18 protein-coding genes are annotated in these 23,055 nt (G+C 71.9%); 10 read left to right on the plus strand and 8 right to left on the minus strand.

Annotation, left to right across the window (positions count from 1 at the left end; all coding sequences use genetic code 11):
• Positions 1–75: 75 nt before the first annotated feature.
• From ACTWQF_RS06200 to ACTWQF_RS06210, 3 genes are read left to right on the plus strand one after another with little or no spacing between them, the layout of a single operon-like run.
• A complete protein-coding gene (locus ACTWQF_RS06200; protein WP_443277826.1) occupies positions 76–654 on the plus strand; it encodes a GNAT family N-acetyltransferase in 579 nt (192 codons plus the stop codon).
• Between the two features lie 11 nt (positions 655–665).
• Positions 666–1,421, plus strand: a complete 756-nt coding sequence (locus ACTWQF_RS06205) for an ABC transporter ATP-binding protein (protein WP_443277827.1) — start codon at positions 666–668, stop codon at positions 1,419–1,421.
• Entirely contained in the window at positions 1,418–3,139 is a 1,722-nt protein-coding gene (locus ACTWQF_RS06210; protein ID WP_443277829.1) for a hypothetical protein, read from the plus strand. Before ACTWQF_RS06205 ends, ACTWQF_RS06210 begins: the two co-directional genes overlap by 4 nt.
• Before the next feature lie 27 nt (positions 3,140–3,166).
• On the opposite strand, the gene ACTWQF_RS06215 is transcribed toward ACTWQF_RS06210, so the two are convergent.
• The 3 genes from ACTWQF_RS06215 to ACTWQF_RS06225 form a co-directional block, all read right to left on the minus strand.
• Positions 3,167–4,015 (minus strand): metallophosphoesterase family protein, encoded by an 849-nt coding sequence (locus tag ACTWQF_RS06215; protein WP_443277831.1) that lies wholly within the window; start codon positions 4,013–4,015, stop codon positions 3,167–3,169.
• Positions 4,016–4,145: 130 nt separating this feature from the next.
• The gene (locus ACTWQF_RS06220) at positions 4,146–5,291 is read right to left on the minus strand and encodes a PP2C family protein-serine/threonine phosphatase (RefSeq protein ID WP_443277833.1); all 1,146 of its coding nucleotides are present in this window, start codon (positions 5,289–5,291) and stop codon (positions 4,146–4,148) included.
• Between the two features lie 225 nt (positions 5,292–5,516).
• Positions 5,517–6,017 (minus strand): STAS domain-containing protein, encoded by a 501-nt coding sequence (locus tag ACTWQF_RS06225; RefSeq protein ID WP_443277835.1) that lies wholly within the window; start codon positions 6,015–6,017, stop codon positions 5,517–5,519.
• 484 nt (positions 6,018–6,501) lie between these two features.
• Here ACTWQF_RS06225 and ACTWQF_RS06230 point away from each other — a divergent pair, with 484 nt between their 5' ends.
• Positions 6,502–6,924 carry an ATP-binding protein gene (locus tag ACTWQF_RS06230; RefSeq protein ID WP_443277837.1) on the plus strand — a complete coding sequence of 141 codons (423 nt, stop codon included), beginning with the start codon at positions 6,502–6,504 and terminating at the stop codon, positions 6,922–6,924.
• A 201-nt stretch (positions 6,925–7,125) separates the two neighbouring features.
• Here the strand turns inward: ACTWQF_RS06230 and ku are convergent, their stop codons facing one another.
• The gene (gene ku, locus ACTWQF_RS06235; protein ID WP_443277839.1) at positions 7,126–8,094 is read right to left on the minus strand and encodes a non-homologous end joining protein Ku; all 969 of its coding nucleotides are present in this window, start codon (positions 8,092–8,094) and stop codon (positions 7,126–7,128) included.
• Positions 8,095–8,487: 393 nt separating this feature from the next.
• Between ku and ACTWQF_RS06240 the strand changes: the two genes are divergently transcribed.
• Together ACTWQF_RS06240 and ACTWQF_RS06245 are read left to right on the plus strand one after the other, a co-directional pair.
• Entirely contained in the window at positions 8,488–9,768 is a 1,281-nt protein-coding gene (locus ACTWQF_RS06240; RefSeq protein WP_443277841.1) for a polyprenyl synthetase family protein, read from the plus strand.
• A 385-nt stretch (positions 9,769–10,153) separates the two neighbouring features.
• Positions 10,154–11,482 carry a CapA family protein gene (locus tag ACTWQF_RS06245; protein WP_443277843.1) on the plus strand — a complete coding sequence of 443 codons (1,329 nt, stop codon included), beginning with the start codon at positions 10,154–10,156 and terminating at the stop codon, positions 11,480–11,482.
• 122 nt (positions 11,483–11,604) lie between these two features.
• On the opposite strand, the gene ACTWQF_RS06250 is transcribed toward ACTWQF_RS06245, so the two are convergent.
• From ACTWQF_RS06250 to ACTWQF_RS06265, 4 genes are all read right to left on the minus strand, one after another.
• On the minus strand, positions 11,605–12,780 hold the full coding sequence (locus ACTWQF_RS06250; RefSeq protein ID WP_443277845.1) for a S8 family peptidase: 1,176 nt from the start codon (positions 12,778–12,780) through the stop codon (positions 11,605–11,607).
• Positions 12,777–13,802, minus strand: coding sequence for a hypothetical protein (locus tag ACTWQF_RS06255; protein WP_443277846.1), 1,026 nt, complete (start codon positions 13,800–13,802; stop codon positions 12,777–12,779). The genes ACTWQF_RS06250 and ACTWQF_RS06255 overlap by 4 nt, the downstream gene beginning before the upstream one ends.
• A gap of 252 nt (positions 13,803–14,054) precedes the next feature.
• Positions 14,055–15,473, minus strand: a complete 1,419-nt coding sequence (locus ACTWQF_RS06260; protein ID WP_443277848.1) for an APC family permease — start codon at positions 15,471–15,473, stop codon at positions 14,055–14,057.
• A gap of 284 nt (positions 15,474–15,757) precedes the next feature.
• Positions 15,758–17,110, minus strand: coding sequence for a GntP family permease (locus ACTWQF_RS06265; RefSeq protein WP_443277850.1), 1,353 nt, complete (start codon positions 17,108–17,110; stop codon positions 15,758–15,760).
• 243 nt (positions 17,111–17,353) lie between these two features.
• Between ACTWQF_RS06265 and ACTWQF_RS06270 the strand changes: the two genes are divergently transcribed.
• The 4 genes from ACTWQF_RS06270 (at position 17,354) to ACTWQF_RS06285 (ending at position 23,023) form a co-directional block, all read left to right on the plus strand.
• Positions 17,354–18,796, plus strand: a complete 1,443-nt coding sequence (locus tag ACTWQF_RS06270; protein ID WP_443277852.1) for an FAD-binding protein — start codon at positions 17,354–17,356, stop codon at positions 18,794–18,796.
• 22 nt (positions 18,797–18,818) lie between these two features.
• Entirely contained in the window at positions 18,819–20,198 is a 1,380-nt protein-coding gene (locus ACTWQF_RS06275) for an MFS transporter (protein ID WP_443277854.1), read from the plus strand.
• A 333-nt stretch (positions 20,199–20,531) separates the two neighbouring features.
• Complete coding sequence (locus ACTWQF_RS06280) at positions 20,532–21,638, plus strand: phenazine biosynthesis protein (protein WP_443277856.1); 1,107 nt, start codon at positions 20,532–20,534, stop codon at positions 21,636–21,638.
• Complete coding sequence (locus ACTWQF_RS06285) at positions 21,638–23,023, plus strand: aldehyde dehydrogenase family protein (protein ID WP_443277858.1); 1,386 nt, start codon at positions 21,638–21,640, stop codon at positions 23,021–23,023. The genes ACTWQF_RS06280 and ACTWQF_RS06285 overlap by 1 nt, the downstream gene beginning before the upstream one ends.
• Positions 23,024–23,055 lie beyond the last annotated feature (32 nt).

The following is a 23,055-nucleotide window of genomic DNA, read 5'->3' on the forward strand; positions in this document are numbered from 1 at the left end:
CGCTACCGAGCACCCTTCCCCGGTCATGTGTGACCCGATCATTTCTGACGACGATCGTTTGAGAGCATGGCCGCCATGCGCCCCACCGAACGAGTTTTCCCCGCCCACGGCAGCGGGAGCGGCGTCGTCATCGAGACGGAGCGGCTGCTGCTGCGTCCGCTGATCTCGGACCACCTGGACTTCTTCGTCGAGTTGCACAGCGATCCCGAGGTCACCCGCTTCGTACCCACGTTCACGCCTGAGCAGGCTGTGGAGCGCCTTGCGGAGATCGAGCGGCAGTGGGCCGAGCGCGGGCACGGGATGTGTGCCGTCGAGTCGAAGGAGACCGGCGAGCTCATCGGCCGCTGCGGCCTCAACTACTGGCAGGTTTTCGACGAGGTGGAGGCGGGCTGGACGTTCCGGCGGGAGTGCTGGGGCCGCGGATACGCCTCCGAAGCGGCGCGCGCTGTCGTGGACTGGGGCTTCGGGCGGCTGGACGCGGACTACTTCACCGCAATGATCGTGCACGGCAACGCAGCGTCCGTGCGCGTCGCGGAACGGCTGGGCTTCACCCGGGGGCGGGAGGACACCTTCCTGGGCAAGCCCGTCACCGTCCACATGCTGCACCGGACCGACCACCGGACCGACGAGCGGCCGGGCCACCCGAAGGGATGACGCGAACACCCATGGCCGAGACGGGGGATTACGGCGAACCGCTGCTGCGGCTGGCGGGCGTGAGCCGGCGCTACGGTGAGCGGGACGCCCTCCACCCCCTCGACCTCGAGGTGTTTCCCGGCACCTGTACTGCACTGTTCGGGCACAACGGGTCGGGCAAGTCGACGCTGTTGCGCATCGCTTGCGGGCGGGACCGGCCGACCACGGGTACGGCCCTGTTCGACGGTAGGCCGGTCGACGAGGACGACCCCGAGGTGCGCGCCCGGGTCGCCGTCTCGGGAGACACCGTCGCGTTCTATCCGGACCTCACCGTCCGCGAACACCTCGAACTGATCACCGTGGCCCATGGAGTTGCCGACGCGGACGTGTGGCTCGACCAGGTGCTGGCCGACCGCCGATTGTCCGGGCACGCGGACCAGTTGCCCTCGGCCCTCTCCTCCGGCCAGACGCAGTCCCTGCAACTGGCCGCTGCCCTGGTGCGGCCCCGCGATCTGCTCGTCCTGGACGAGCCCGAGCAGCGGCTCGACCCGTCAGCGCGTATCCGCCTCGCGGAGCTGCTGCGCGGCGAGAAGGCCGACGGTGTCGCGGTGCTCCTCGCCACCCACCAGGCCGAGCTCGTCCACGCCGTCGCCGACCATGTGGTCGTCCTGGAGGACGGCAAGGTCATCGCCGAGGGCGGCCCAGCCGTGCTGGACGAGCTGGACGCGGCGTCCGGCACCGGTGCCGCAGGCAGCGACGGGGCTGCCGGATCCGGCGGCGCCCGGTGAGCGGGACCGCCCAGCGGGACGGTACGGAGCGGACCGACAAGCCCGGGTCCGAGCCCGGTGGCGCGGAGTGGACGGACGCCGACGACCGTACTCCCGAGACCCTGCGCTGGCTGCACGTCAAGCGCCGCGCCTACCGCAAGCAGCGCAACCGCGACCTGGCCGTCACCGGTTACGCAGTGCTGCTGCTCGCCATCGGCTACGGCAGCACGCTGGGCTACCGCTTCGTCCAGCGGCTCGGGCACCTCACCGCGCAGGACGGCACCGCCGAGGCGGTCCGCCGCGCGATGCCGGCCGCCCTGGTCCTGCTCGCGTGCGGTCTCGCGGTGCTCGCGGCACGGGACGCGCTGTGGCGCGGCCCCGTGCTGGTGCCGCGGCACGACCTGGCCTGGCTGCTGGCCCAACCGGTACGCCGGGCAAAGGTGTTGCGGCCCGCCTTCCGGCTGACGGTGGTGCTGTCGGCCGTCGGCGGAGCGCTGTGCGCGGTCGGCGGTGCCGTGCTGCTGCGGCTGACCGGACTGGCGGAGCTGGGGCCCGCGCTGGGGCTGTGTCTGCCGGCCGGTGTCTGCCTGCCGCTGCTGGCTGCCGCGCTCGCCCTCCACGTGGAGCGCAGTGCCGCAGTGGCGCGCCGGGTGCGGGTCCTCACGCCGTACGCCGTGCTGCTGCTGACGCTGCTCGCCGGGCAGGCGGCGTGGGCGGCGACGGGCCGGCGTTCAGCACTCGTGGAGGCGGCCGAGCTGTGGTCCGGGCCGTGGGGCTGGGCCGCGCTGCCGGTGCTGCACGCGACAGGTGGGCAGGCAGCGGGCTGGCCGTGGGCCCTCGTGCTGCTGTGCTCCGGTACGGCAGCAGCGGTCGCGCATGCCTTCCGGACGGCAGGAACGATCCCCACCCGGCGGCTGCGGGCGCGTGCCGCCACCGCGGCCACCGTCGCTTCCGTACTGTGGTCCGCCGAACTGCGTGCTGCCAAACTCGCGGTCGGTGAAGCCCTCGCGGACGGCGCAACCGGCACCCGGCGTCGGCTGCCCATGCCGCGCTCGCGCCGGCTCGTCGTCGTATGGCGGGATGCCGTCGCCCTGCTGCGTGCTCCGGGACGCGTGGTGAGCGCCGCCCTGTGGACCGCCGCGGCAGCGGGCACGGTGGGGCTCGCGGTGGCGCTGGAGGGAAAGGCCCGCATCGTCGTACTCGCCTTCGCGCTGGCCCTCGGCTGGTTCGCGGTGAGCAGGCTCGCGGAGACCGCACGGCTGGAGGCGGACGACATACGGCGCTCCTCCTGGTCGCCGTTCCGCCTCGCTTCCCTGATGGTCCAGCACACGATCGTCCCCGTGCTGATCGGCGTGGTGTTCGCCCTGCTGGCGGCTGTGCCGTTCGCGCTGCACGGCGGTGGGTGGGCGCTGCTGCTGATGCCGCTGTGCGTCCCACCGTTCGCCGCCGCAGCGGTGCTGGCGGCAGCGCGCGGGCCTGTGCGGACGGATCTGTTGTCCCTCGGCCTGGTGACTCCCGCGGGCGACGCCAGCGTCTTCGTCTTCGCCTTCTGGTACGCCGCGCCGTTCCTGACGGCGGTCGGCCCACTGACCGCCGGGATCGGGCTGAGCGGCGTCCTCGATCCGGGGGCGCAGGCGGCCTCACTGCTGCGGCCGGTGGCGACCGCTGTCGGCCTCACCTCGGCACTGCTGTTCGCCACCGTACGCCGGGCGAAGAAGCTGCATCGTCCGGAGAGTTGAGGGGCCCTACGACGAGGGCCCCTGGGCTCAACTGTCGTCCGGTGTGGGCAGGATCTGGCGCAGCAGTCCGCGCGGATGGCCGCGGCGGCGCCACTCCCTGGGGTAGCCGATGGAGACCTCCTCGAACCGGACCCCGTCGTGGTGGGTGGTGCGAGGGATGTGCAGGTGGCCGTACACGGCGACGGCCACGTTGTACCGGGTGTGCCAGTCCGCCGTCAGTTCCGTACCGCACCACTGCGCGAACTCCGGGTACCACATCACGTCCGTCGGCTCCCGCAGCAGCGGCCAGTGGCTGGCCAGCACAAGCGGAGTCGCGGGGTCCACGGCGTCCAGCCGTTTCTCGGTCTCGGCGACCCGTTCCCTGCACCAGTCGTCGATCGCGGGATACGGGTCCGGGTGCAGCAGATACTCGTCCGTGCACACGATCCCGGAGGCGTGGGCGCGGGCCAGCGACTCCTCCTTGGTGTGTGTCCCGGGCGCCCGGAAGGTGTAGTCGTACAGCTGGAAGACCGGCGCGATCACCACCTCGCCCTCGGGTCCCGCCCAGCGCGGATACGCGTCCTCCGGCGTCACGACGCCCAACGACCGGCACAGCTCCACCAGTTGCGCGTACCGCGCGGCGCCCCGCGACTGCACCGGGTCGCCGCGCGGTGTCCACAGTTCGTGGTTGCCCGGCGTCCAGATGACGCGGGCGAACCGCCGGCTGAGCAGCCGCAGCGCCCAGTCCACCTCTTCGAACTGCTCCGCCACGTCTCCCGCGACGATCAGCCAGTCGTCGTCGGTGAGCGGGCGCAGTGCCTCGGTGACGGGCTTGTTGGCCGACATGCCCACGTGCAGATCGCTGACCGCGAGCAGCCGCCCCTGGCCGGATGTCATGCGGCTCCCCCTCCGTATCCCCCTCGGCGGCACGCCCCGGCGCTTCCACCGTCCCCGTCCGCACCGACGATAACGGTCGTCCCCGTCATCCGCGGACCGGTCCCGCTACGAGCAGCGAGCAGCGCACCGGTCAGGGCAGCTGGGCGGATGCGGTGGCCTGGGAAGAGGCGGGGAGCCGCTGCAAAGTGAGGATCGCGAGATCGTCCTGCTGATGAGGGTGAGTGAAGCTGCGTACGTCGTCGCGCAGCGCACGGGCCAGCTCCGGAGCAGGGTCGCCGGGAGCGGACCCCGCGGCCTCCACCAGCGAGGCGAGGCGCTCGATGAGCGGGTAGAAGGCGCCGTCCCGGTCCCGGGCCTCGGAGAGACCGTCGGTGTACAGCAGCAGGGTCGAGTCCGGCGGAAAGCCGAAACCGGCCGCCGAGCGCTCCTCGCCCACCAGCGACGCCAGCCCCAGCGGCACCCCCGTCTCCCCGAGTCCCACCTGGCACGGCGGCCGGCCGTCCCGCACCAGGAACGGCGGCAGATGGCCGCAGTTGACCGCCTGCCCGGTCCCCCGGTCGAGCGGGTCGACCGAGAGGACCAGCGCCGTGACGAACCGCTCCGGCTCACCCGAGTGCCGGGCGTAGGCGTTGTGGCGGACCACGGACTTCTCCAGCACGTCCACCAGGCCGGTCAGCGTCGGCTCCCGGTGGGCCGCCTCGCGGAACCCGCCCAGCACCGCGAAGGCCGACCCCACCGCCGACAGCCCCTTGCCCTGAACGTCGCCGATCAGCACCCGGGTGCCGTACGGGGTGGCGGCGACGTCGTAGATGTCGCCGCCGAACAGCTTGTCCTCCTGCAACGGTTCGAAGACCCCGTCCACCCGCACCTGGGACGTCAGCTCGGGCAGCGGGTGCAGGATGTGCTGCTGGATGACGGCGGCGGTCGAGCGCAGCCGCAGCAGTTCGGTGTCCCGCGCGATGCGCCAGCGCACCCCGATGACGGCGAGCCCGGCGAAGAGCAGCGTGAGCACCAGCGCGATGGCGTCGTCGAGGTGGTAGCCGGGCCGGATCGCGACGGACACCACGGCCCCGGCAGTCGCCCATACGGACGCGGCCTGCGTCTGCCGTACGGTGCCCACGCTCGCCGCGATGGCCGGGAGGAAGATCAGCAGGCCGACGAGCCGCACCTCGGACCCCGCTGCGAGGCTGAGCCCGACCACCAGCAGGGTGAGGCCGAGGCCCCACAGCACGAACGCCCGGGTGGACAGTGCTTTGGGCTGTTGCTGCTGCTCCATGGACCGTTCCTAGTGTGCGAGGGCGCTGCGCTGCGAGGGCGCTGCGCTGCTGGGAGGGCGTGCGGGTCGGGCCCTCCATCCTCGCCCGGGTCTCGTCCGGTGCCGCCGCGACACCGCGGTGCTCCTGCTGGGAAGCGTGCGGGCTGCGGGTCCGTCGTGGCTGGGCGCGCAGTTCCCCGCGCCCCTTCGGGGCGCGTCCCCCTGCCGGGTGCGCGTGTTCTGCCGCTAGGAGTCCATGCCCTCGGGGTTCATGGGGAGGTGGGGGTTGGCGTCTTTTTGCCAGGAGGTCTCGAGGGGCTCCGGGCTGTGCAGCGGAATGTCCAGCTCCGCGGATTCGGTAGGAGGCCAGTCGGGACGCTGGTCGGCGGGGAGGGAGCGGAGTGCCTCGCTGACGCTGGAGAAGACGGGCAGCATCTCCGTGCTCCCGGTGAGGGCGAGGACCGCGGCGAGTCGCCGCCCCACACAGGCGAGCAGCAGACTGCCCTCCCGCCGCTGGAGCAGCCACCGCAGGGCGAGCAGGCAGTTGAGGCCCCGGGAGTCGCAGAAGACCAGGGCGGTCACGTCCAGCACCAAGTGGCGGTACCCGGTGGCGACCACGGCGCCGATCCGGTCCAGATAGAACTCCTCGGACGCACGGTCCAGTTCGCCGCTGAAGCGGAGCACCGCGCACTCGTCCTTGACGGTCAGCGGCGTGATGGCCAGACGGTCGTTCTCCCGCGACCTCACTCCGCCTCCGTCCCCCGGCACGGAGCCGGTGTTCTGCGCGTCCCGCCCTGATCGGACTTGCGGTCTCCGAGTATCCCAAACCCGGCGCCTGAGCGGTTGCCCGCGACTCGTCCGCCAGTGCCCCCCTTGCACAGTGATCGTACGTCCTGCCGCCCGGCAGGGTGACACCTTCCAGGTGCTGCGGCGGGCGCATCCCGAGGGCCGTGCGGCCTCCCTGTGGGCGGTCGTCGGCCGAGATGATCGTCAACTGCCCCCGGAATGGTCTGACCTTTCCCGGTCCGTACCTTCCGCGACGAACTATGCATGAAGACGAAAGCCCCGGGTAACTGACCCCTCAGCCGTTCGAGCGTTCACACGGGGCACCGTTCAGCGGACGGAGAGGTATTCGCCCAGGTGCGAGTCCTCACCGGAAGAGGAAAGACCCCCACATTCGCGGGTCCGGTCGCATTCGGCGGCAACAGCCCTGCGGAGACGGGAGACAGGCATGGAACAGGCAGCGGCCCTCCGCGACGAGGAGAGTGTTGCGGCGGACACAGTGCGGACACGCTATTTGCGCAGCAGTTTTCAGGCCCGCCGGGTCACTCGGAATTTCCTGGCCACGGTCTCGTCGCCGCCCTCGTCCGACGCCGCAGAGACAGTTCTGCTGGTCGTATCCGAGCTGGTGACCAACGCGCTCCGGCACGGCAAGGGGGTCCGGGACTTCCGGCTGACCGCCGGGCACGACGCCGTCACGGTCGAAGTCGGAGATTCCAGTTCGACGCTTCCCCGGGACCGTACTCCGCAGGATTTCGCCGACGGAGATGGCGGCGGGTTCGGCTGGCCCATCGTCTGCCATCTGGCCCGCGACGTCACCATTCGGCTGCACCCCGGCAGCGGAAAGATCATTTGCGCGGATATTCCGCTGTAGAGGCTGCGAAGGCGCAGCCGCGGTGCTGCGCGGCGGCGGCCGAATGCTGAACTCCCGTATGTGTACTGCCCGTTCTCGCGTCATCATCGAGAACGAATGGAGCGCATATGCAGCCCGCGCATGGACCCCGGAGAATGTGTCACGGGGAATCGACCACCTCGGAGTGACCGTCCCTGATATCGAGAACGCGACGGCCGCGGCTCAGGCGGCCTTGCGGGAGCCGCCGAGTGCATCGAGCAGCTGCTCGCGGCTCATCTTCGAACGGCCCTTGACGCCCTGCTCGGTGGCGCGCTGGTACAGCTCCTCCTTGCTGAGCTCGGCGAGGGCCGGGCCCTTGCGCCGGGAGCTGCGGCCCTTGTCCTTGGTCTCCCGCCTGGTCTCCCGCTTGCCGGAACGGGCGCGCTCGATGCTGCGGTTGAGCGCTTCGCTGAGGTCCACGACGTTGGTGGCCTCGGGCGGGCCCTCCTCCGGGGTGATTTCCTCTCCCTTGGCCTTGGCCTCGACCAGCGCCCGCACCCGGTCCTCGTAGGTGTCGGTGTAGTCCTGAGGCCGGAACGCCGTGCTCATGCTCTCGATCAGCTGCCGTGCCGTCTTCAGCTCCTTGCTGCCCGACCGCTCGTGGGCCGGCAGCACGGGCAGCTCCTCGCGGGGGTCGCGTACCTCGTCCGCCCAGTGCAGGGTGTGCAGCGTGAGCGCCTCGTCGCCTGCCCGGAGGGCCACCAGGTATTCCTTGCTGTGCATCACGAACGTGGCGATGCCGGTCATCCCCGATTCGGCGAGTGCGGCGCGCAGCAGCTCGTACGGCTTGCCGTACTGGTCGCCGCTGGGGGAGAGGTAGTACGCGCGGACGTAGTGGACCGGATCGATCTGTGCCGCCTCCACGAACCCGCTGACGTCGATGACCTGCGACTTGCCGGGGGCGATCTCGGCCAGCTCCTCCCGTTCGACGGTGACGTACTCGCCGTCGGCGATCTCGTACCCCTTGACGATGTCGTCGTACTCGACGTCCTTGCCGGTGCGCTCGTTCACCCGCTTGTTGCGCACCCGGTCGTTGGTGCCGCGCTGCAACTGGCGGAAGTGGGTGGTGTGGTCCTCGGTCGCGGCGTACATCCGCACCGGAACCGTGACCAGCCCGAAGGTGATCACTCCGCTCCAGACCGGACGTGCCATCGCTCCTCCTGCCCCTTCGTGACCCTTCGTACATGCCAGACCTCAGCTGCCCCGCCGACCCCGCCGAGCGCGGGCGCATGCGCTCTCACTCTCGCCCCTGGCGTACCCACCCGCATCCGGGAGCGGTGCGTATGTGTCCCGGGTTGCACGCCGCGAGCAGCTCACACCTCGCATTTCACGCGCTGGGCTCCGTCCTGCTGCCCCTTGCCTGCGCCGTGCTGCCCCTTGTCGCGCTCTACCGCCCCCTGCGCCCCCGCGTGCTTCGTACCGGACCCACCGAGCGGGAGTCACAGGGCCGGGGGGAGGGAAAGCCGATTACTGAGAGCGCACCATTCCCACACGCTTCGCGCTGCTCTGCGCGCCTGGGCCGGAGGAAGGAGAAGCCGCTCCGGTATGACGACTCACGACCTCTCCGACGTCCCCGCCGCACCCTCCCTGCTGGCGTACGCGCACGAGCGGACAGAACCCGTGCTGAGGGAGGCCGTCGGTGCGCTCCAGCCGGAGCTGCGGCGGGTCTGCGGCTACCACTTCGGCTGGACCCGGCCGGACGGCAGCCCCACCTACGGCGTCACCCCGGGGCCGTACCCGCACGCGGCGCTCACCCTGCACGCGGCGGGCGCGGGCGAGCCGGAGCGGGACGGCCGGGCGCCGGAGTCCTCCACGGCCGCGGCGTTGCCGGGGGCCGCGGCCGTGGAACTGGTCCACAACTGGGCCGCGCTGCACGACGACGTCATGGACGGTGAAGCGCTCCGCCGGGGCCGCTCAGCCGTGTGGGCGGTCTACGGCACGGGCTGGGCAGTGCTGGCCGGTGACGCGCTGCTCGGCGCGGCCACCCGCTGCCTGCTGCTGTCCGGAGAGCCGGCCGGGGCGGACGGAGCCCGGCCCGGGGCGGAGAGCGCGGGCCCGGACGGACCCCGCACCGGGCCCGACGGCGCGGAGCCGATCGCAGCCACCAGTAACTTCACGGCGACCGCAACCCAGGACCTGACGGCAACCGGCACGCAGGGGTTAGGGGCAGCCGGAGCCGAGGGGCTGGCGGGCGCCATGGCGCCTGGCGGCGCGGCGGCCCGGAAGGAGCGGGCAGCCGTGCTGCGGCTGCTGACCCGTACCACGTCCCGGCTGATCAGTGGCCGCTCCGCCGAACTGGCGCTGCGCCGCCGCGCACCCGAGGGGATCAGCGTGGAGGAGTACGCGGCGGTCGCGGCGGCCCGCACCAGTTCGCTGCTGGAGTGCGCGCTGGCGGGCGGGGCACTGCTGGGCGGCGCCGAGGAGCGGGTCGTCGAGGTGCTGACCCGCGCCGGTCACCACCTGGGCATAGCCGTGCAGGCGGCCCGCGACATCGAGGACCTCTGGTCGGGTACGGGGCTGAGCGGACGGCCCGTCATGAGCGGCCTGCGGGAGGGCGGCCCGAGCCTGCCGCTGATCACCGCGCTGCGGGCGGGCAACCCGGCAGCGCGCACCCTCGCCCGGTCGCTGGGCGGCGGCCCGGCCTGCCCGCCGCCCCCGGACGAACTGGCCGATCTCATCGAGAACGCGGGCGGGCGGGCCGCGGCGCACGAGATATCCGCCTGGCAGCTCTCGGAGGCGTACGCCGAACTGGACAAGGCAGCCCTCCCGCCCGCCTCGAACGCCGCCCTCCGCGCCCTCTTCCGGCACATCGTCACCCGCGCCTGAGCCGGGCCCGTCCCGGGCGCTCCTCCAGGCGTGCCGGGGGAGCAGACTGCCCAAGCTTCGCAGGGGAGACGCGCCCCGTAATGGGCGCGGGGAACTGCTCCCCCTGGGGGTACCTCCCGGCCGGAGGCTGGGGGATTCCGGCCGGGAGGTGCCCCCACAGCCACGACATACCCGCAGCCCGCGGGCTGCGGGCAGGGCCGCCCCCTTGCCGGAACCGGGGGAGGGACAGCGCAGGGTGATCCGCGAGCACAGCGAACGATGGACCGGGTGCATTTTGTGGGCCGTTCGGCCGTAGGTGCGGTGTCGCTGCCGGGGGCCCGTGGTGAGTCATCGTCCAGTGCCATTAATCGGACTTATATGACTTACTCGCCACGGAGGAGCTCTGATGATCTCCAACACCGCCCCCGGCCACGCTCCCCACCACACCAGAAACCGCACCTGCCCGCGCCGCACCGGCCCCCGCGGCGCCCGCGTCCGCCGCATCGGCGTCCGCGGCACCGGCGTCCGCGCCTCGGCAGCACTCGCACTCGCCGCGCTGCTCGGCGTCGTGGCCGGGTGCGGGGACTCGGACAGCGGCTCGCGCTCCGGCTCAGGCTCCGGCCGGGACGGTGCCCGGGCCGGACACGGCAAGGGGGAGCAGGCCGCGCAGGCCCGAGGGCAGCGCGCCGAGAGGGCCCGGAGCGGGTTCTCGCTGTTCGCCACCGGCGATCTGCTCGTGCACGACTCGATCATCCGGCAGGCGCGTGCGGACGCGGGCGGCTCCGGCTACGACTTCAGCCGTATGATCGCCGCCGCCAAGCCGCCGGCCCGGGAAGCCGACCTGGCGATCTGCCATATGGAGACCATCTACGGCCCCGACGGCGGGCCGTTCACCGGCTACCCGCTCTTCCAGACGCCGCCGCAGCTCGCCCGCTCCGTCAAGGACGCGGGATACGACTCCTGTTCGACCGGCTCCAACCACACGCTGGACGACAGCGCCGACGGTGTGACCCGCACCCTCAAGGCGATGGACACCGCGGGTCTCAAGCATGTGGGGTCCGCCCGCTCGGCCCGGGAGCGCAGCCGGCCCGCGATACTGCGTGCGGGCGGCGCCAAGGTCGCGCAGCTCTCCTACACCTACGGCACCAACGGCATCTCCATCCCCGAGGACAAGCCCTGGCTCGTCAACCTGATCCAGCCCGAACGCATCATCCGGGACGCCCGCGCAGCGCGTCGCGCAGGCGCCGACGTGGTGGTGGCCAGCCTGCACTGGGGCACCGAGTGGCAGGAGAACCCCGACCAGCTCCAGCGCTCCGTCGCCAAGAAGCTGACCGCCTCCCGCTCGCACGGACGGCGGGACATCGACCTGATCCTGGGGACCCACGCCCACATTCCCCAGGCCTACGAGAAGGTCAACGGAACCTGGGTGGTCTACGGGATGGGTGACCAGATCGCCGGCAAGATGAACGACCCGCGCGGCAGCATGGGCACTGCCGCCCGGTTCCACTTCGTGCCCCCGAGGAGCGCGCAGCGTGGCACGGGCGAATGGACCGTCGACAAGGCGGAATTCACCCCGTTCATGATGCAGACCTCGCCGCGCCACACCCTGATCAACCTCGCCTCGAAGGCGAGCCGCGGCGCGGGCGACGCGGCGCAGGACGAGGCATACGGGTCGATCCGGAAGGTGGTCTTCAGCCGGGGCGCGAAGCAGGACGGGCTGCGCATGGCGCCCTGACCGGAAAGAGACCCCGCGCCCCGAAGGGGCGCGGGGAACTGCTCCCCCAGCCTCCGGCCGGGAGGTGCCCCCACAAGCCACGACGCACTCGCAGTCCGGGATGAACGGACAGGGGCACCCCCTTAGGCGAGGCCGTGGCGGGGCGGCGTAGTGGAGGTGCGGCGGCGGCCCATGCGGCTGACAACGACCGCGCCGACGACCAGCAGCAGCCCGACGCCCGCCGCCGAGAGGCCGATCGTCAGCAGCGCCGTGTCCATCGGCGGGTGCTGGGTGGGCTTGACGTTGGTGCGAGAGGCCAGGTGCGGTTTGCCCTTGTACTCGGCGGGAGCCGCTCGGTCGGCGGGCGGCTTGGAGACGGCGCGTACGGCCGCCGCGGCGTTGATCACGCCGTGGCCGACCAGCGGGCTGTAGCCGCCCGGCGGGTGCGCTGCGGTCTTGGTGAGGATGGCGCGGACCTGGGAGGGCTTGAGCTTGTCGTCCTTGCCGAGCATCAGGGCCACCACACCGGAGGTGAGGGCCGCGGCGGGCGAGGTGCCGTTGACGGGCTCGTAGCCGCCGGTGTTCTTCGCGCTGACGATGCCGACTCCGGGCGCCGCGACGGTGTTGTACGTCCGCACGGTGGAGAACTCCGCCCGGCTGCCGCCCTGCTTGACGGCGGCGACGGCGATCACACCGGGATAGCCGGCGGGATAGGACGAGTCGTTGAACACATCGCCGTCGTTGCCGGCCGAGGCCACCACCGTCACGCCCTTGTGCGCGGCGTGGGCAAGGGCCTTGGTCTCCTCCTCGTTGAAACTGGAGCCGAAGGAGTCGCCTCCCAGCGACATGGAGATGACGTCGGCGCCGTGGTTCACCGCGTACTCGATGCCCTGGGCGACGGGGCTGGGCCCGGTCTTCCAGTCGTCGGCGTCGTGCTCCTTCTTGTCGTCGATCACCCGCACCGACAGGATCTCGGCCTTCGGGGCGACCTTGAGCACGTCCGAGGCCATCGCCGTACCGTGGCCGCCCCAGCGCGGATCGCCGGGCTGAAGGCCGTCCTTGAGGAAGTCGGGGCCGGTGGTCACCTTGCCCGCGAGGGCCGAATGGTCCTTCTCCACGCCGCTGTCCAGGACGGCGACCTTGACGCCCTCGCCCTGGGTGGTGCGCTGCGCTGAGGAGAGGCCGAGGGCCCGGGACTCCCAACTGGTGGGCGTGTCGGCCTGTGCCGGGGTCGCGGTCACCGTGCACAGCAGTGCGCTCAGTCCGGCAGTGGCGATCACCGTGCCGATGCGCCGGCGGTTCATGAGGCCCCGGTTCAAGACGTCTCCTTGAGCAGCAGGTCGCCGAGATGCAGATTGAGGTCGCTGGCGAGGGAGTGGGCAGCCTCCCGCCAGGGCATGCGGTCCGACTTGGCGTCGAGGTCCGTCCTGCCCCACTCGCCGGGCAGATGACCCGCCTTGCGGCCGTCGGCGGAGCCGGCGGAGACGGCGACGGCGTAGGGGAGGTTCAGGTCGGTGACCTGTACGCCGTCCGAGCCGTTGCGGTTGGCGTCCTTCCAACCGGCGGCGGCCGTGTCCGGGACCGGGAGCGCCTTGACGCCGTGGCTCGCGGTGCGCTTGTCCTTCTCCGCGTCGAAGAAGGTGGTCATCCCGTCCGCGGGATCCTCGACGTCCGGCAGGACGATGAGCGCGACGGTCGCCACCAGGTTGCCCGTCGGATCGATGTACGTGGCGCGGAGCACCGCCTTGCAGCCCCGCTTCTCCGCCTCGGCGGCCAGTGCTCCGGTCAGCGCGCCGGCGCAGTCGGTCTTCTCGGATATGCCGAGACGGTGCCACTCGGCGATCTTCGGGTCGTCCGCGCCGGACTGCGAGTTGGTCTTCGGCCCGAGCGTCTTGGGGAAGAGCGTGTCCACCCGCTCGTTGCGCCACATGTCCGGTCCGAAGCCGGAGCGGTTGGGGATGTCCTGGTTGGCGTTGGAGATGGTGTGTGCGGTCAGTCCGCCGCCCGCGAGGAGGGCGAGGGCGCCGACGATGCTGAGGAAGATGGTGAGGCAGTTGCGGCCGGTGTTCTTCTTCGGCGGCAGCGGCAGCGGTAGCCCATTGCCGGGCATGCCGCCTCCGGGTATCCCGCCGGGCACTCCGCCGGGCGGCATCCCCGGCTGTATGCCGGGTGCGCCGTGCTGTCCGGGCGCCCACTGTGGGTGGAGGCCGCCGCCCTGGCCCGGGGGCGTTCCCGGCGGGCCCGGCGGCATCGGCGGGGGCGCCGCTGGGGGTGGGCCGGGGTGCTGCTGACCGAACCCCCCGGCGTTGCCGGGGGGTTCGGGCGGGCTCGGGTAGGTCATGGCTCCCCTCCTCGGTGCGGGGGGAGACGTCTGCGCTCGCTCGTTTAACGCGCGTGCCCCCGCGTTTGCGTAGGAACACTATCGGCCACGGTTGCCGACGGCGCGATCGATCCCTCGTCTCGGCTAGGTCACAGATCTGCAGGTCAGCATGTGCATCGGGGGAGGGGAGCACCGTTGGGGTTGTTGCGGGTGGCGCGAGTTCGTTGTGGTTGCTCGCGCAGTTCCCCGCGGGGCGCGCCCCTTCGGGCCGCGTCAGACAGGTTGGAGAGTGTCCCGGTTGTCCTCTTGGGTGGGGGTCGGGGCCTGGTCGTCCTCGGGGACGGAGATGACCCAGTGCGTCTGCCGGCGCGGGCGCAGGTAGAGCGCCCAGTAGGCGGCCGCGGCGAGGATGATGCCGCCGGTGATGGCGAGGCTCTCGGCGCTCTGCTGCCACAGGACCCACAGCAGCACCGCCATCAGCAGCGCGGGGAGCACCGGCCACAGCGGCATACGCCAGGCGGCCCGGTGCTTGTACGCCGTACGGCGTGCCGCGAGGGCGCCGAGCGCGACGAAGACGTACATCCCCGCCACGGCCACCCCGGTGACCTCACTCAGCATGTCGAGGTTCACGAAGCACAGCATCGCGCCGGGTACGCCGACCATCAGTGTGGCCACCCAGGGGGAGCCGAAGCGCTTGCCGAGCCGGGAGAAGGCGCGGTTGACCGGGGCCGGCCAGGCGGAGTCACGGGCCGAGGCGAAGACGACCCGGGAGTTCTGGATGACCATCACGATCGCGGCGTTGATGATCGCCAGCGCGATGCACAGGCTGATGAACGTCCCGACGGCGGAATTGCTCCACTGCTGCACCATGCCCGCGATGTCGCCGCCGGCCAGGGCGTGCAGATCCGGGGCGCCCAGCGTGATCGCGACGACGGGGACGATCACGACCGCGAACCCGATGGCGAGCGTCCACAGCACGGTGCGGGCGACGGTACGGCGCGGGTTCTCCATCTCCTCGGCGAGATACACGGCGGTCGAGAAGCCCTGCAGGATGAACAGCGCGGTGGCGAGCCCGGCGACGATCAGACCGGCCGTGACCGGCGTGGAGTGGCCGTGGCCGGCGTCCATGACGGGGTTCACCAGTACGGAGGCGGAGCGCTGGGTGTGGGTGAAGCCCAGGAAGGCGACGATGGCGGCCCCCACCACCTCCAGGGCGAGGAAGACACCGGTGATCCAGGCGTTGGCCCGCAGATCCAGCAGGCCCATGGCGGTGGACAGCAGCATCACGGCGGCGGCTGCGAACTGCGGATCGAGGTGTACGAGCGGTTCGAGATAGTCGGCGGTGCCCAACGCGATGATCGGCGGCACGATCATGACAACGATCAGTGACAGGACGAAGACCAGCCAGCCCGCCAGCCTGCCCATCAGGGTGCCGACCATGGCGTACTCACCGCCCGAGCTCGGGATGAGGGTGCCCAGCTCGGAGTAGGTGCAGGCGACGCCGATACACAGCAGTGCGGCGACGGTGATGGTGAGTGCCGTCCCGGTGCCCAGCGTGCTGAACGAGTCCGGCACGATCACGAACAGTGACGAGGCCGGGGTCAGACAGGACAGGGTGAGCAGCGTGCCGCCCACCACGCCGATGGAGCGGGTGAGCTTGGGCTTGCTGTTCTCTTCGAGGGTGTCGGTCATGCTGTTCCGTTCGTACTGTGCGTACTGGGCGGGGAGGGGTATCGCCTCCGGTGAGACACCGCGTCGCGGTGGGGGGAGTCCGAGTGACGGAAGCACCGTTCCGGTCAGCGCATACAAGCTGTTCAGGCGATGCGGAGTCAAGACCCTCTTTTCGACGAAATCCGTGGTCAAGAAGATGGGTGGCTGCTGTTCTTGAGGGTCAATGCGCCCTCGTGGAACGGATTCCGGTCGGGTGAGGAAACCGTAGTCACGATCTCGAGGTTTTCAGTCCCCTCACTGCTCGCTCACACCGCCAGGCTCACCGCCTGGATCAGCAGCAGGGCGATCACGGAGGCAGCCGAGACGGTCATCGTCACCGTCTTCAGCGCTCCGCGCGTCGTCTGGCCGAGCAGGGTCTGCAGGAGCCAGAAGGTGTTGCTGGTGGCGTGAATGGCGAACAGCGAGCCTGCGCCCGCCGCGAGGGCCACCAGCACCGGTTCCACGTCCAGGTCCGGCGCCAGCGGGGCGAGAATGCTCGCCGCGGTGATGGCGGCGGTGATGACGGAGCCGATGGCCATGTGCAGGACGGCGGCGATCAGCCAGACCAGCACGAGCGGTGCCCAGGTGCCGGCCGAGACGCAGTCCTCGACCATGTCCCCGAGTCCCACGGCCCCGACCACCGCGGCCAGCGAGCCACCCACCCCCCGCAGCACCAGGATCGGGCCGCTGGTCCGGTAGCCCTGCGCGAACATTTCGCCGACCGCGCCCCGCGGCAGGCGGCGCCGCGCGATCAGCGAGGCACAGATCAGGCCCATGAACAGCCCGGCGATCGGGTTGCAGAGGAAGCCCACGACGGGCGAACGCCATCCGGCGATCTCGGCGACGGCGCCGGCCGCGATCATGACCAGTGCGAGCAGCAGCGGGGAGAGCGAGAGCAGCAACGGCGTACTCGACGGCGCCGGGCCCTGCCCCACATCCGCTACCCCCGGCGAGCCGGTCTCCGCGGGCGGCTCCGGGCTCTCGTCCCGCTCCGGGTCCCAGAAGCCCCGCTTGACCAGTGCGCTGAACAGCAGCAGCGTCAGCACGATCGTTACGGCAGCCACCGGCAGGCCGTACAGCAGTATGACCCCCAGCGGGATGTCCAGCAGTCCGGCCAGCGCCATGGTGCCGATGCCCGGCACCGACAGCGCGACTCCCACCTCCAGGCCCAGGGCCAGGGCCGCCGCCATCCGCGCCGCACCGCCCGGCCCGATACGGGCGCCCAGGGACCGGGCCAGCGGCGCGGACACCACCAACAGCACATCGGTGAAGATGAACTGGAGGACCGTTCCCAGCAGGAGGGCGAAGGCGTACGGCAGCAGTTTCGGGCCGAGTATGCGCAGCAGGAGCTCCATCAGTTTCTCGATGGCACCGAGCGCCGAGAGCAGCGTGCCCAGCAGGACGCCGAACACGATGAGCAGCCCCACCTTGGCCATCAGGTCGCCGAAGCCCTTGTTGACGATCTCCAGGGTGTGTTCGGCACCCAGGCCGCAGACGATGCCGAGGTAGATGGCGCTGAGCACGATCGCAAGCGCGGGGTTGACCTTGGCCTTGAGAATGAGCAGGACCACCGCGGTGATGGTGATGGCCGTATGCACCAGAGGCGCAGCGTCTCCCATCGATGCTTCTCCTGTCCGGTATGCGGAAGTGTGTCCAAATCCGTTCCGGACCCGTTCGTTGGCAGCCGGGACTCGTCAACGCGGCACGTCGCGAGCGGAATCCGTTTCCACGCTCCTGCATGCCCACCAGGGCCGGGCATGTGCCTCTGTTCTAGGCCGACCCCCTCAGATGAGGGATGTGACGCTCCGTGAAGCTCCCGCAGGATGACGGCGTTCACCTCGACCCATGCCGCAGGAGGCCCTGTGACGTCCACTTGGGAGCACCACGTACCGCAGGCACCACCGCCCGAAGCCGTCGGGCGGCTCGTCGAGCAGACGCGCGGACAGGTGCTGCTGCCGCGGGACGCCGCCTATGAAACCGAACTCGCGGGCTACAACCGGATTTCCGGACACCGGCCGGCGCTGATCGTCGTCGCGCTGTGCGACGCAGATGTCCGCGCCGCCGTGGACTTCGCACGAACCTGGGAGCTGCCGGTCGGAGTGCAGGCCACCGGTCACGGCCCGGCCGCCGCCTCGGCCGGCGGCCTGCTTCTGAGTACCCGGCACCTGCGCTCCGTCACGGTCGACCCCGTTACCAGGACCGCGCGGGCCGCGGCCGGCGCACAGTGGCACCAGGTCATCACCCTGGCGGCGCACCATGGGCTGGCGCCGCTCAACGGCTCGTCCCCCACGGCGGGCGTGGTCGGCTACACACTGGGCGGCGGGCTCGGGCTGCTGGCGCGCAAGTACGGCTACGCGGCCGACCATGTCACCCGTATCGAGGTGGTGACCGCCGACGGGATGCCGCGGGTGGCGAGCCCGGCGGAGAACCCCGGGCTGTTCTGGGCGCTGCGTGGCGGCAAGGGCAACTTCGGCGTGGTCACGGCGCTGGAGTTCGGCCTCGTGCCCGTGTCGCGGCTGTACGGCGGCGGTCTCTTCTACCCGGGCGAGCAGGCGGGCCGGGCGCTGCGGGTGTGGCGGAAGTGGACCGACACGGTGCCCGAGGAGATGACCTCATCGCTCGCCCTGCTGCGGCTGCCCGATCTGCCGGAGACCCCCGAACCGCTGCGCGGCCGGCTCACCGTCCATGTGCGCGTCGCCCATGCGGGACCGCCCGAGGAGGGGGAACGGCTGGTGGAGCCGCTGCGCGAGCTGCACCCGATGCTGGACACCGTCGGGGACATGCCCTACACCGCCGTCGGCGACATCCACATGGACCCCGACGGGCCCCAGGAGTACCACCAGAACTCCCTCATGCTCGCCGACCTCGGCGACGACGCGGTCGCACGCCTCCTCGCCCTGGCCGGTGAGAGCGCCGACTGCGACGACTACGTGATCGAGCTGCGGCACCTGGGCGGCGCGGCAGGCCGGGCCCCCGCACAGCCGAACGCCGTCGGACACCGCGAAGCGCGGTTCGCGCTCACCACCATCTCGCCGCCGACGGCACCCGGCACCGCCCCGGCCGCCCCGCTCGTGGACGCGCTCGCGCCCTGGGGCACCGGGCTGAAGTACGTCAACTTCCTTGCCGGGCCCGGGACTGCGGGCTCCGCCGGGACGGCGTACGACCGCGAGACCTACGCCCGGCTCGGACAGCTCAAAGCCACCTGGGACCCGGAGAACCTCTTCCGGCTCAACCACAACATCCCGCCGGCGCCGGGCCGCGCCGTCGATGATCCCCACGCTCCGGCCACCACCGAGCGACCCTGACCACTCAGCAGAGGACTCAGCGATGACGACCAACTCCTCGGCGCCGGGCCAGGCACAGCCTGCCACCGGTGCCGGCACGCTCAGCGCCCGGTCCGCCGGCGTCCGGCTGGGAGCGCTCTTCGGCCCCGCCATCTTCGGCGTCACCGCCGCGGGCGTCGCTCTCCCCGACGTCGCGGCCGCGCTGCACGCCACCCCCGGCGGAGCCGCCTGGGTGCTGACCGCGCACGCCCTCGCGCTCGGCGTGGGCACCGCGCTGTCCGGACGGCTCTCCGACACCTGGGGCATCCGCACCACACTGCTCGCCGGCACCGTCGCGCTGCTGCTGGGCGCGGTGATCTGTCTGACGGCACCCAATCTGGGCACGCTGGTCGCCGGGCGGTTCGTACTGGCGGCCGGTTCCGGCGCGATGTCCTCCAGCGCGCTGGCCCTCGCCGCCGGCTCCGAACCCGCTTCGCGGCCAAGGATTCTGGCGATCTTCGGCGCGACCATGGCGCTGTTCTCCGCCGGTGCCACTCTCGCGGGCGGGCTCGTCACCGAGTGGATGCACTGGCGGGGCGCGTTGATCCTGCCCGCGCTCTCGGTGCTCGCCGTCCCCTTCTGTCTGCGGCAGGCGGCAGCACGCCCGGGCACCGGCAAGGCACCCGATCTGACCGGCGCCGCGCTGCTGACCGTGACCGCCGCCTCCTTCCTGCTCCTCGTCCAGTCCTCGGCACTGGAGCTCGGCGCCACGCTCACCGTGGGCATCGCCGCGCTGCTGGTGCTCGGCGCCGTCGGACTCGTCCTGCGTATCGCCCGCGAGCCCGACGGGTTCGTGCCCCGGCAACTGGCCACCAACGGCGCCTTCCTGCGCGCGGCCGTGGTCGGCGCCGGGGTCTACGCCGGACTGTTCGGCGCCATGTACGCGGTACCGCAGGCGCTGGTGGGCTCGCACGGCTGGAGCGTGCTGGCGGTCGGTCTGTGGCTGCTGCCCGGAGCCGTCGTCGGCGCCGTACTCTCCCGCTTCGCCAGCCGGTTCACCACCGGCAGCCGCGGCAATGTGCTGTTGGCGGGCACGGCGACGGCGGCAGCCGTGGCGCTCGGCCTGACCGGCCTCACCTCCGGCGGACCGGCCCTGATCGTGACCGGTGCCTCGCTCGGGTTCGCCTCCTTCGCCGTCACCCAGGTGGTCACCACGGGCCTGCTGTCCGGGCTGATCGAGCCGATGCGGCGCGGGGGCGCTATCGCGCTGCTCAACCTGACCTTTTTCGTCGGCGGTGGTGTCGGCTCGGCGGTTGCCGGGGCCCTCGCCAAGAGTTACGCGCTCACCACCGTGCTCGGGCTCATCGGCCTGTTGCCGCTGGTCGGCGCGCTGGTTGCGTTGACTCTTCCGCGGCCTGCGGCTCTGCCGGGGGCCGCGCGGTAGGGCTGGTCCGGCGGATCTTGCGGGGCCCTCCTTTGTGCCGATGAGGGGGTGCCCCTGCCCGGCCGCCGCGGGCTGCGGGTTCGTTGTGGCTGGTCGCGCAGTTCCCCGCGCCCCTTCGGGGCGCTCTCCCTGTTGCGAAGCTTGGGCAGTCTGCTCCCCCAGACTCCGTCCGGGAGGTGCCCCCAGGGCGCAGGGTGGGCAAGCGCAGCCCCCATGCCGGGTACGCAAGATCCGCCGGACACGCCCTGACGGGGCGCGATAGCCGGACGAAAACCTGTGGATAGGCGCCCCGCGCACCCTGATCGGCACAGCGGAACAGCGGAGGTTCCCAGCATGAATGCGGTCCCGGCGGCGTCCGTCGCCAGCACAGACAGCACAGCCAGCAACAGCGCCCAACGCACCGACTTCGAGAGCCGGATGCGTACGCTTCTGGCCTGGCACTTCGATCCGGACACCGGTTCCCCGTTCTGGCTCGGCAAACGCGCCGGCCTGGGCTTCGACCCCGTTGCCGACATCCGCTCAGCAGCGGATTTGGTGCGCTTCCCCGACGTCAGCGACGAGCTGCGCACCGTGCCCGTACGCGACCTCGTGCCGCGGGGTCTGGCGGGGCGCGAGTTCCGGGTGCACGAGTCGGGCGGCACCACCGGCGCACCCGCCCGGATCGTGTCGGGTGAGGGGCGGCTGCCCATGCTGCGCTGGGCCCGCGAGCGGCTGCTGGCGGCGGGGCTGCCCCCGGCCGGGGACTGGCTCTGCCTGGCGCCCAGCGGCCCGCACGTCGTGGGCGCCGACGTACTGCGGCACGCGGCCATGGGAGGCGGCCTGTGCCACACCGTCGACCTGGACCCGCGCTGGGTCAAACGCGCCGTGGCGCAGGGCCGCAAGGACCTCGCCGAGGAGTATGTCCAGCATCTGCTGGACCAGGCGGAGAACGTGCTGGCCACCCAGCACATCGAGGTGCTGAGCAGCACACCGCCGCTGCTGGAGAGCCTGTGCGGGCGCCCCGCGCTGCTGGAGCGGGTGCGGCGTCAGGTACGCGCCGTCATCTGGAGCGGCACCTCGGCCTCGGCCGAGACGCTGCGTCAGCTGGACGAGGTCTTCCTCCCCGAGGCGCGGCTCATCGGCGTCTACGGCAACACCCTGATGGGACTCGCGCCGCAGCGCCCGCCCGCGCCCGGGGACAGCCATGCCTGTGTCTTCGAGACGCACCCGCACACCACCCTCGTCCAGCCCGTCGACGAGTCCGGTGCGGTGGTGCCGTACGGGCAGCGGGGCAGGGTGCGGCTGCATCTGGTCAGCGAGGAGATGCTGCTGCCCAACGTGCTGGAGCGGGACACCGCCGTGCGCGTACCGCCGGCGCCCGGTGGTGGACAGGACGGGCTGGCCGACCTGGCGCCCTACCGTGCGGCCGACGGGCAGGACCTCATCGAAGGGGTCTACTGATGGCGGCACGCGCGCGTTCCGCTCCTGACCGGCTCCCCGTCCTGGACCCGCTGATCGACGGCAGGCCGCAGCCCAGCGCCGACCGCACCGAGCTGAGCGGGGTGCACGGCGAGCCGCTGGCCGATGTGGGGCTCGCCCCGCGGCTGATGGCGCAGGGCGCCGTGCACACGGTGCGCGCCGCCGTACCCGGCCCCGCCCCCGATCCAGCGCTCTTCGCCCGCGCGGCCAAGCTGCTCACCGAGGACGAGCTCGCCGGGGAGACGCCGCAACGGTACGTCGGGCGAGTGGCGCTCAGCACCGGCCTCGCCTCCTGCGCGGTACGCCGGTCGCTGGACGAACTGGCCGCCGAGCTGGCCGAGTTGCGCCAGGTCACCGCCGCGGAGCTGCCCTCGGGCGAGCTGGGCGAGGGCCTGCGCACCCGGTGGGTGCCCCGGGGCCGGGTCTTCGCCGCGGTGATGGCCAGCAACCACCCCTCGCCGCACGGCGCCTGGGCACAGGCACTCTTCCATGGCTACGGAGTGCTCGTACGGCCCGGCAGTCGGGACCCGTGGACGCCGGCGCGGCTGGCCGCGGCACTGCTGGCCGCCGGGCTGCCCGCCGGACGGCTGGCGGTGCTGCCCAGCGAGCACCAAGTGGGCGAATTCCTGCTGGAGGCTGCCGATGTGGGCATCGTCTACGGCGAGGAGAGCGCAGTGAGCCGGTGGCGCGGCCGGGAATCCGTGGCCGTCCGCGGCCCCGGCCGGGCCAAGGCGCTGCTGGACACCCCGCTCACCGACCAGGTGCTCGACCACCTCGTGCACGCCGTGTCCTTCGACGGCGGTACGCGCTGCACCAACCTGTCCGTGCTGCTGGTCAACGGGCCGCCGGCCGAGACCGCCGACCGTATTGCCGAGCGGCTCAGCCGCATCCCGGCGCTGCCGGTGACCGATCCCGAAGCCGTGCTTCCGGCCGTCGGCGCCGAACGTGCCGGGCAACTCACCCGGCAGGTGGCGCGGTTGGCGGAGGGGCTGGAGGACCACAGCGCGCGCTTCGACCCCCGTCCGGTCGCGGTGCGGCTGCCGGACGGTTCGTACTGTCCCCGTCCGGTCGTGCTGTCCGCACCGCGGCACGACCACCCGGCCGTCGGCACCGAACTGCCCTTCCCGTTCCTGGTCGTGGCCCCGTGGGAGCCGCGGGACGGGACGGCGCCGCTGCGGGATTCGCTGGCCCTCAACCTGTTGACCGCGCGTACCGGCCTGGTCGCCGACGCGGTCGCCGAGCCCACGGTCCGCAAGGTGACCACGGGCGCCGTACCGCCCTGGCACACCGCCCCGGGCATTCCGCACGACGGCAGCTTCACCGGGTTCCTGCTGGAGCCCAAAGGCGTCGTCGGCGATCTGCCCTGACCTTCGAAGTCCGAACGGGGAAGAGAACGGGG

This window comes from Streptomyces sp. 8N114 (assembly GCF_052245835.1).
GTDB lineage: Bacteria > Actinomycetota > Actinomycetes > Streptomycetales > Streptomycetaceae > Streptomyces.

What these genes read in the sequence shown, in the direction of transcription:
- ACTWQF_RS06200 (WP_443277826.1), top strand. Translation starts at nt 76, where the DNA reads ATGCGCCCCACCGAACGAGTTTTCCCCGCCCACGGCAGCGGGAGCGGC.
- ACTWQF_RS06205 (WP_443277827.1), top strand. Translation starts at nt 666, where the DNA reads ATGGCCGAGACGGGGGATTACGGCGAACCGCTGCTGCGGCTGGCGGGC.
- ACTWQF_RS06215 (WP_443277831.1), bottom strand. Translation starts at nt 4,015, where the DNA reads ATGACATCCGGCCAGGGGCGGCTGCTCGCGGTCAGCGATCTGCACGTG.
- ACTWQF_RS06220 (WP_443277833.1), bottom strand. Translation starts at nt 5,291, where the DNA reads ATGGAGCAGCAGCAACAGCCCAAAGCACTGTCCACCCGGGCGTTCGTG.
- ACTWQF_RS06230 (WP_443277837.1), top strand. Translation starts at nt 6,502, where the DNA reads ATGGAACAGGCAGCGGCCCTCCGCGACGAGGAGAGTGTTGCGGCGGAC.
- ku (WP_443277839.1), bottom strand. Translation starts at nt 8,094, where the DNA reads ATGGCACGTCCGGTCTGGAGCGGAGTGATCACCTTCGGGCTGGTCACG.
- ACTWQF_RS06240 (WP_443277841.1), top strand. Translation starts at nt 8,488, where the DNA reads ATGACGACTCACGACCTCTCCGACGTCCCCGCCGCACCCTCCCTGCTG.
- ACTWQF_RS06245 (WP_443277843.1), top strand. Translation starts at nt 10,154, where the DNA reads ATGATCTCCAACACCGCCCCCGGCCACGCTCCCCACCACACCAGAAAC.
- ACTWQF_RS06255 (WP_443277846.1), bottom strand. Translation starts at nt 13,802, where the DNA reads ATGACCTACCCGAGCCCGCCCGAACCCCCCGGCAACGCCGGGGGGTTC.
- ACTWQF_RS06260 (WP_443277848.1), bottom strand. Translation starts at nt 15,473, where the DNA reads ATGACCGACACCCTCGAAGAGAACAGCAAGCCCAAGCTCACCCGCTCC.
- ACTWQF_RS06265 (WP_443277850.1), bottom strand. Translation starts at nt 17,110, where the DNA reads ATGGGAGACGCTGCGCCTCTGGTGCATACGGCCATCACCATCACCGCG.
- ACTWQF_RS06275 (WP_443277854.1), top strand. Translation starts at nt 18,819, where the DNA reads ATGACGACCAACTCCTCGGCGCCGGGCCAGGCACAGCCTGCCACCGGT.
- ACTWQF_RS06280 (WP_443277856.1), top strand. Translation starts at nt 20,532, where the DNA reads ATGAATGCGGTCCCGGCGGCGTCCGTCGCCAGCACAGACAGCACAGCC.
- ACTWQF_RS06285 (WP_443277858.1), top strand. Translation starts at nt 21,638, where the DNA reads ATGGCGGCACGCGCGCGTTCCGCTCCTGACCGGCTCCCCGTCCTGGAC.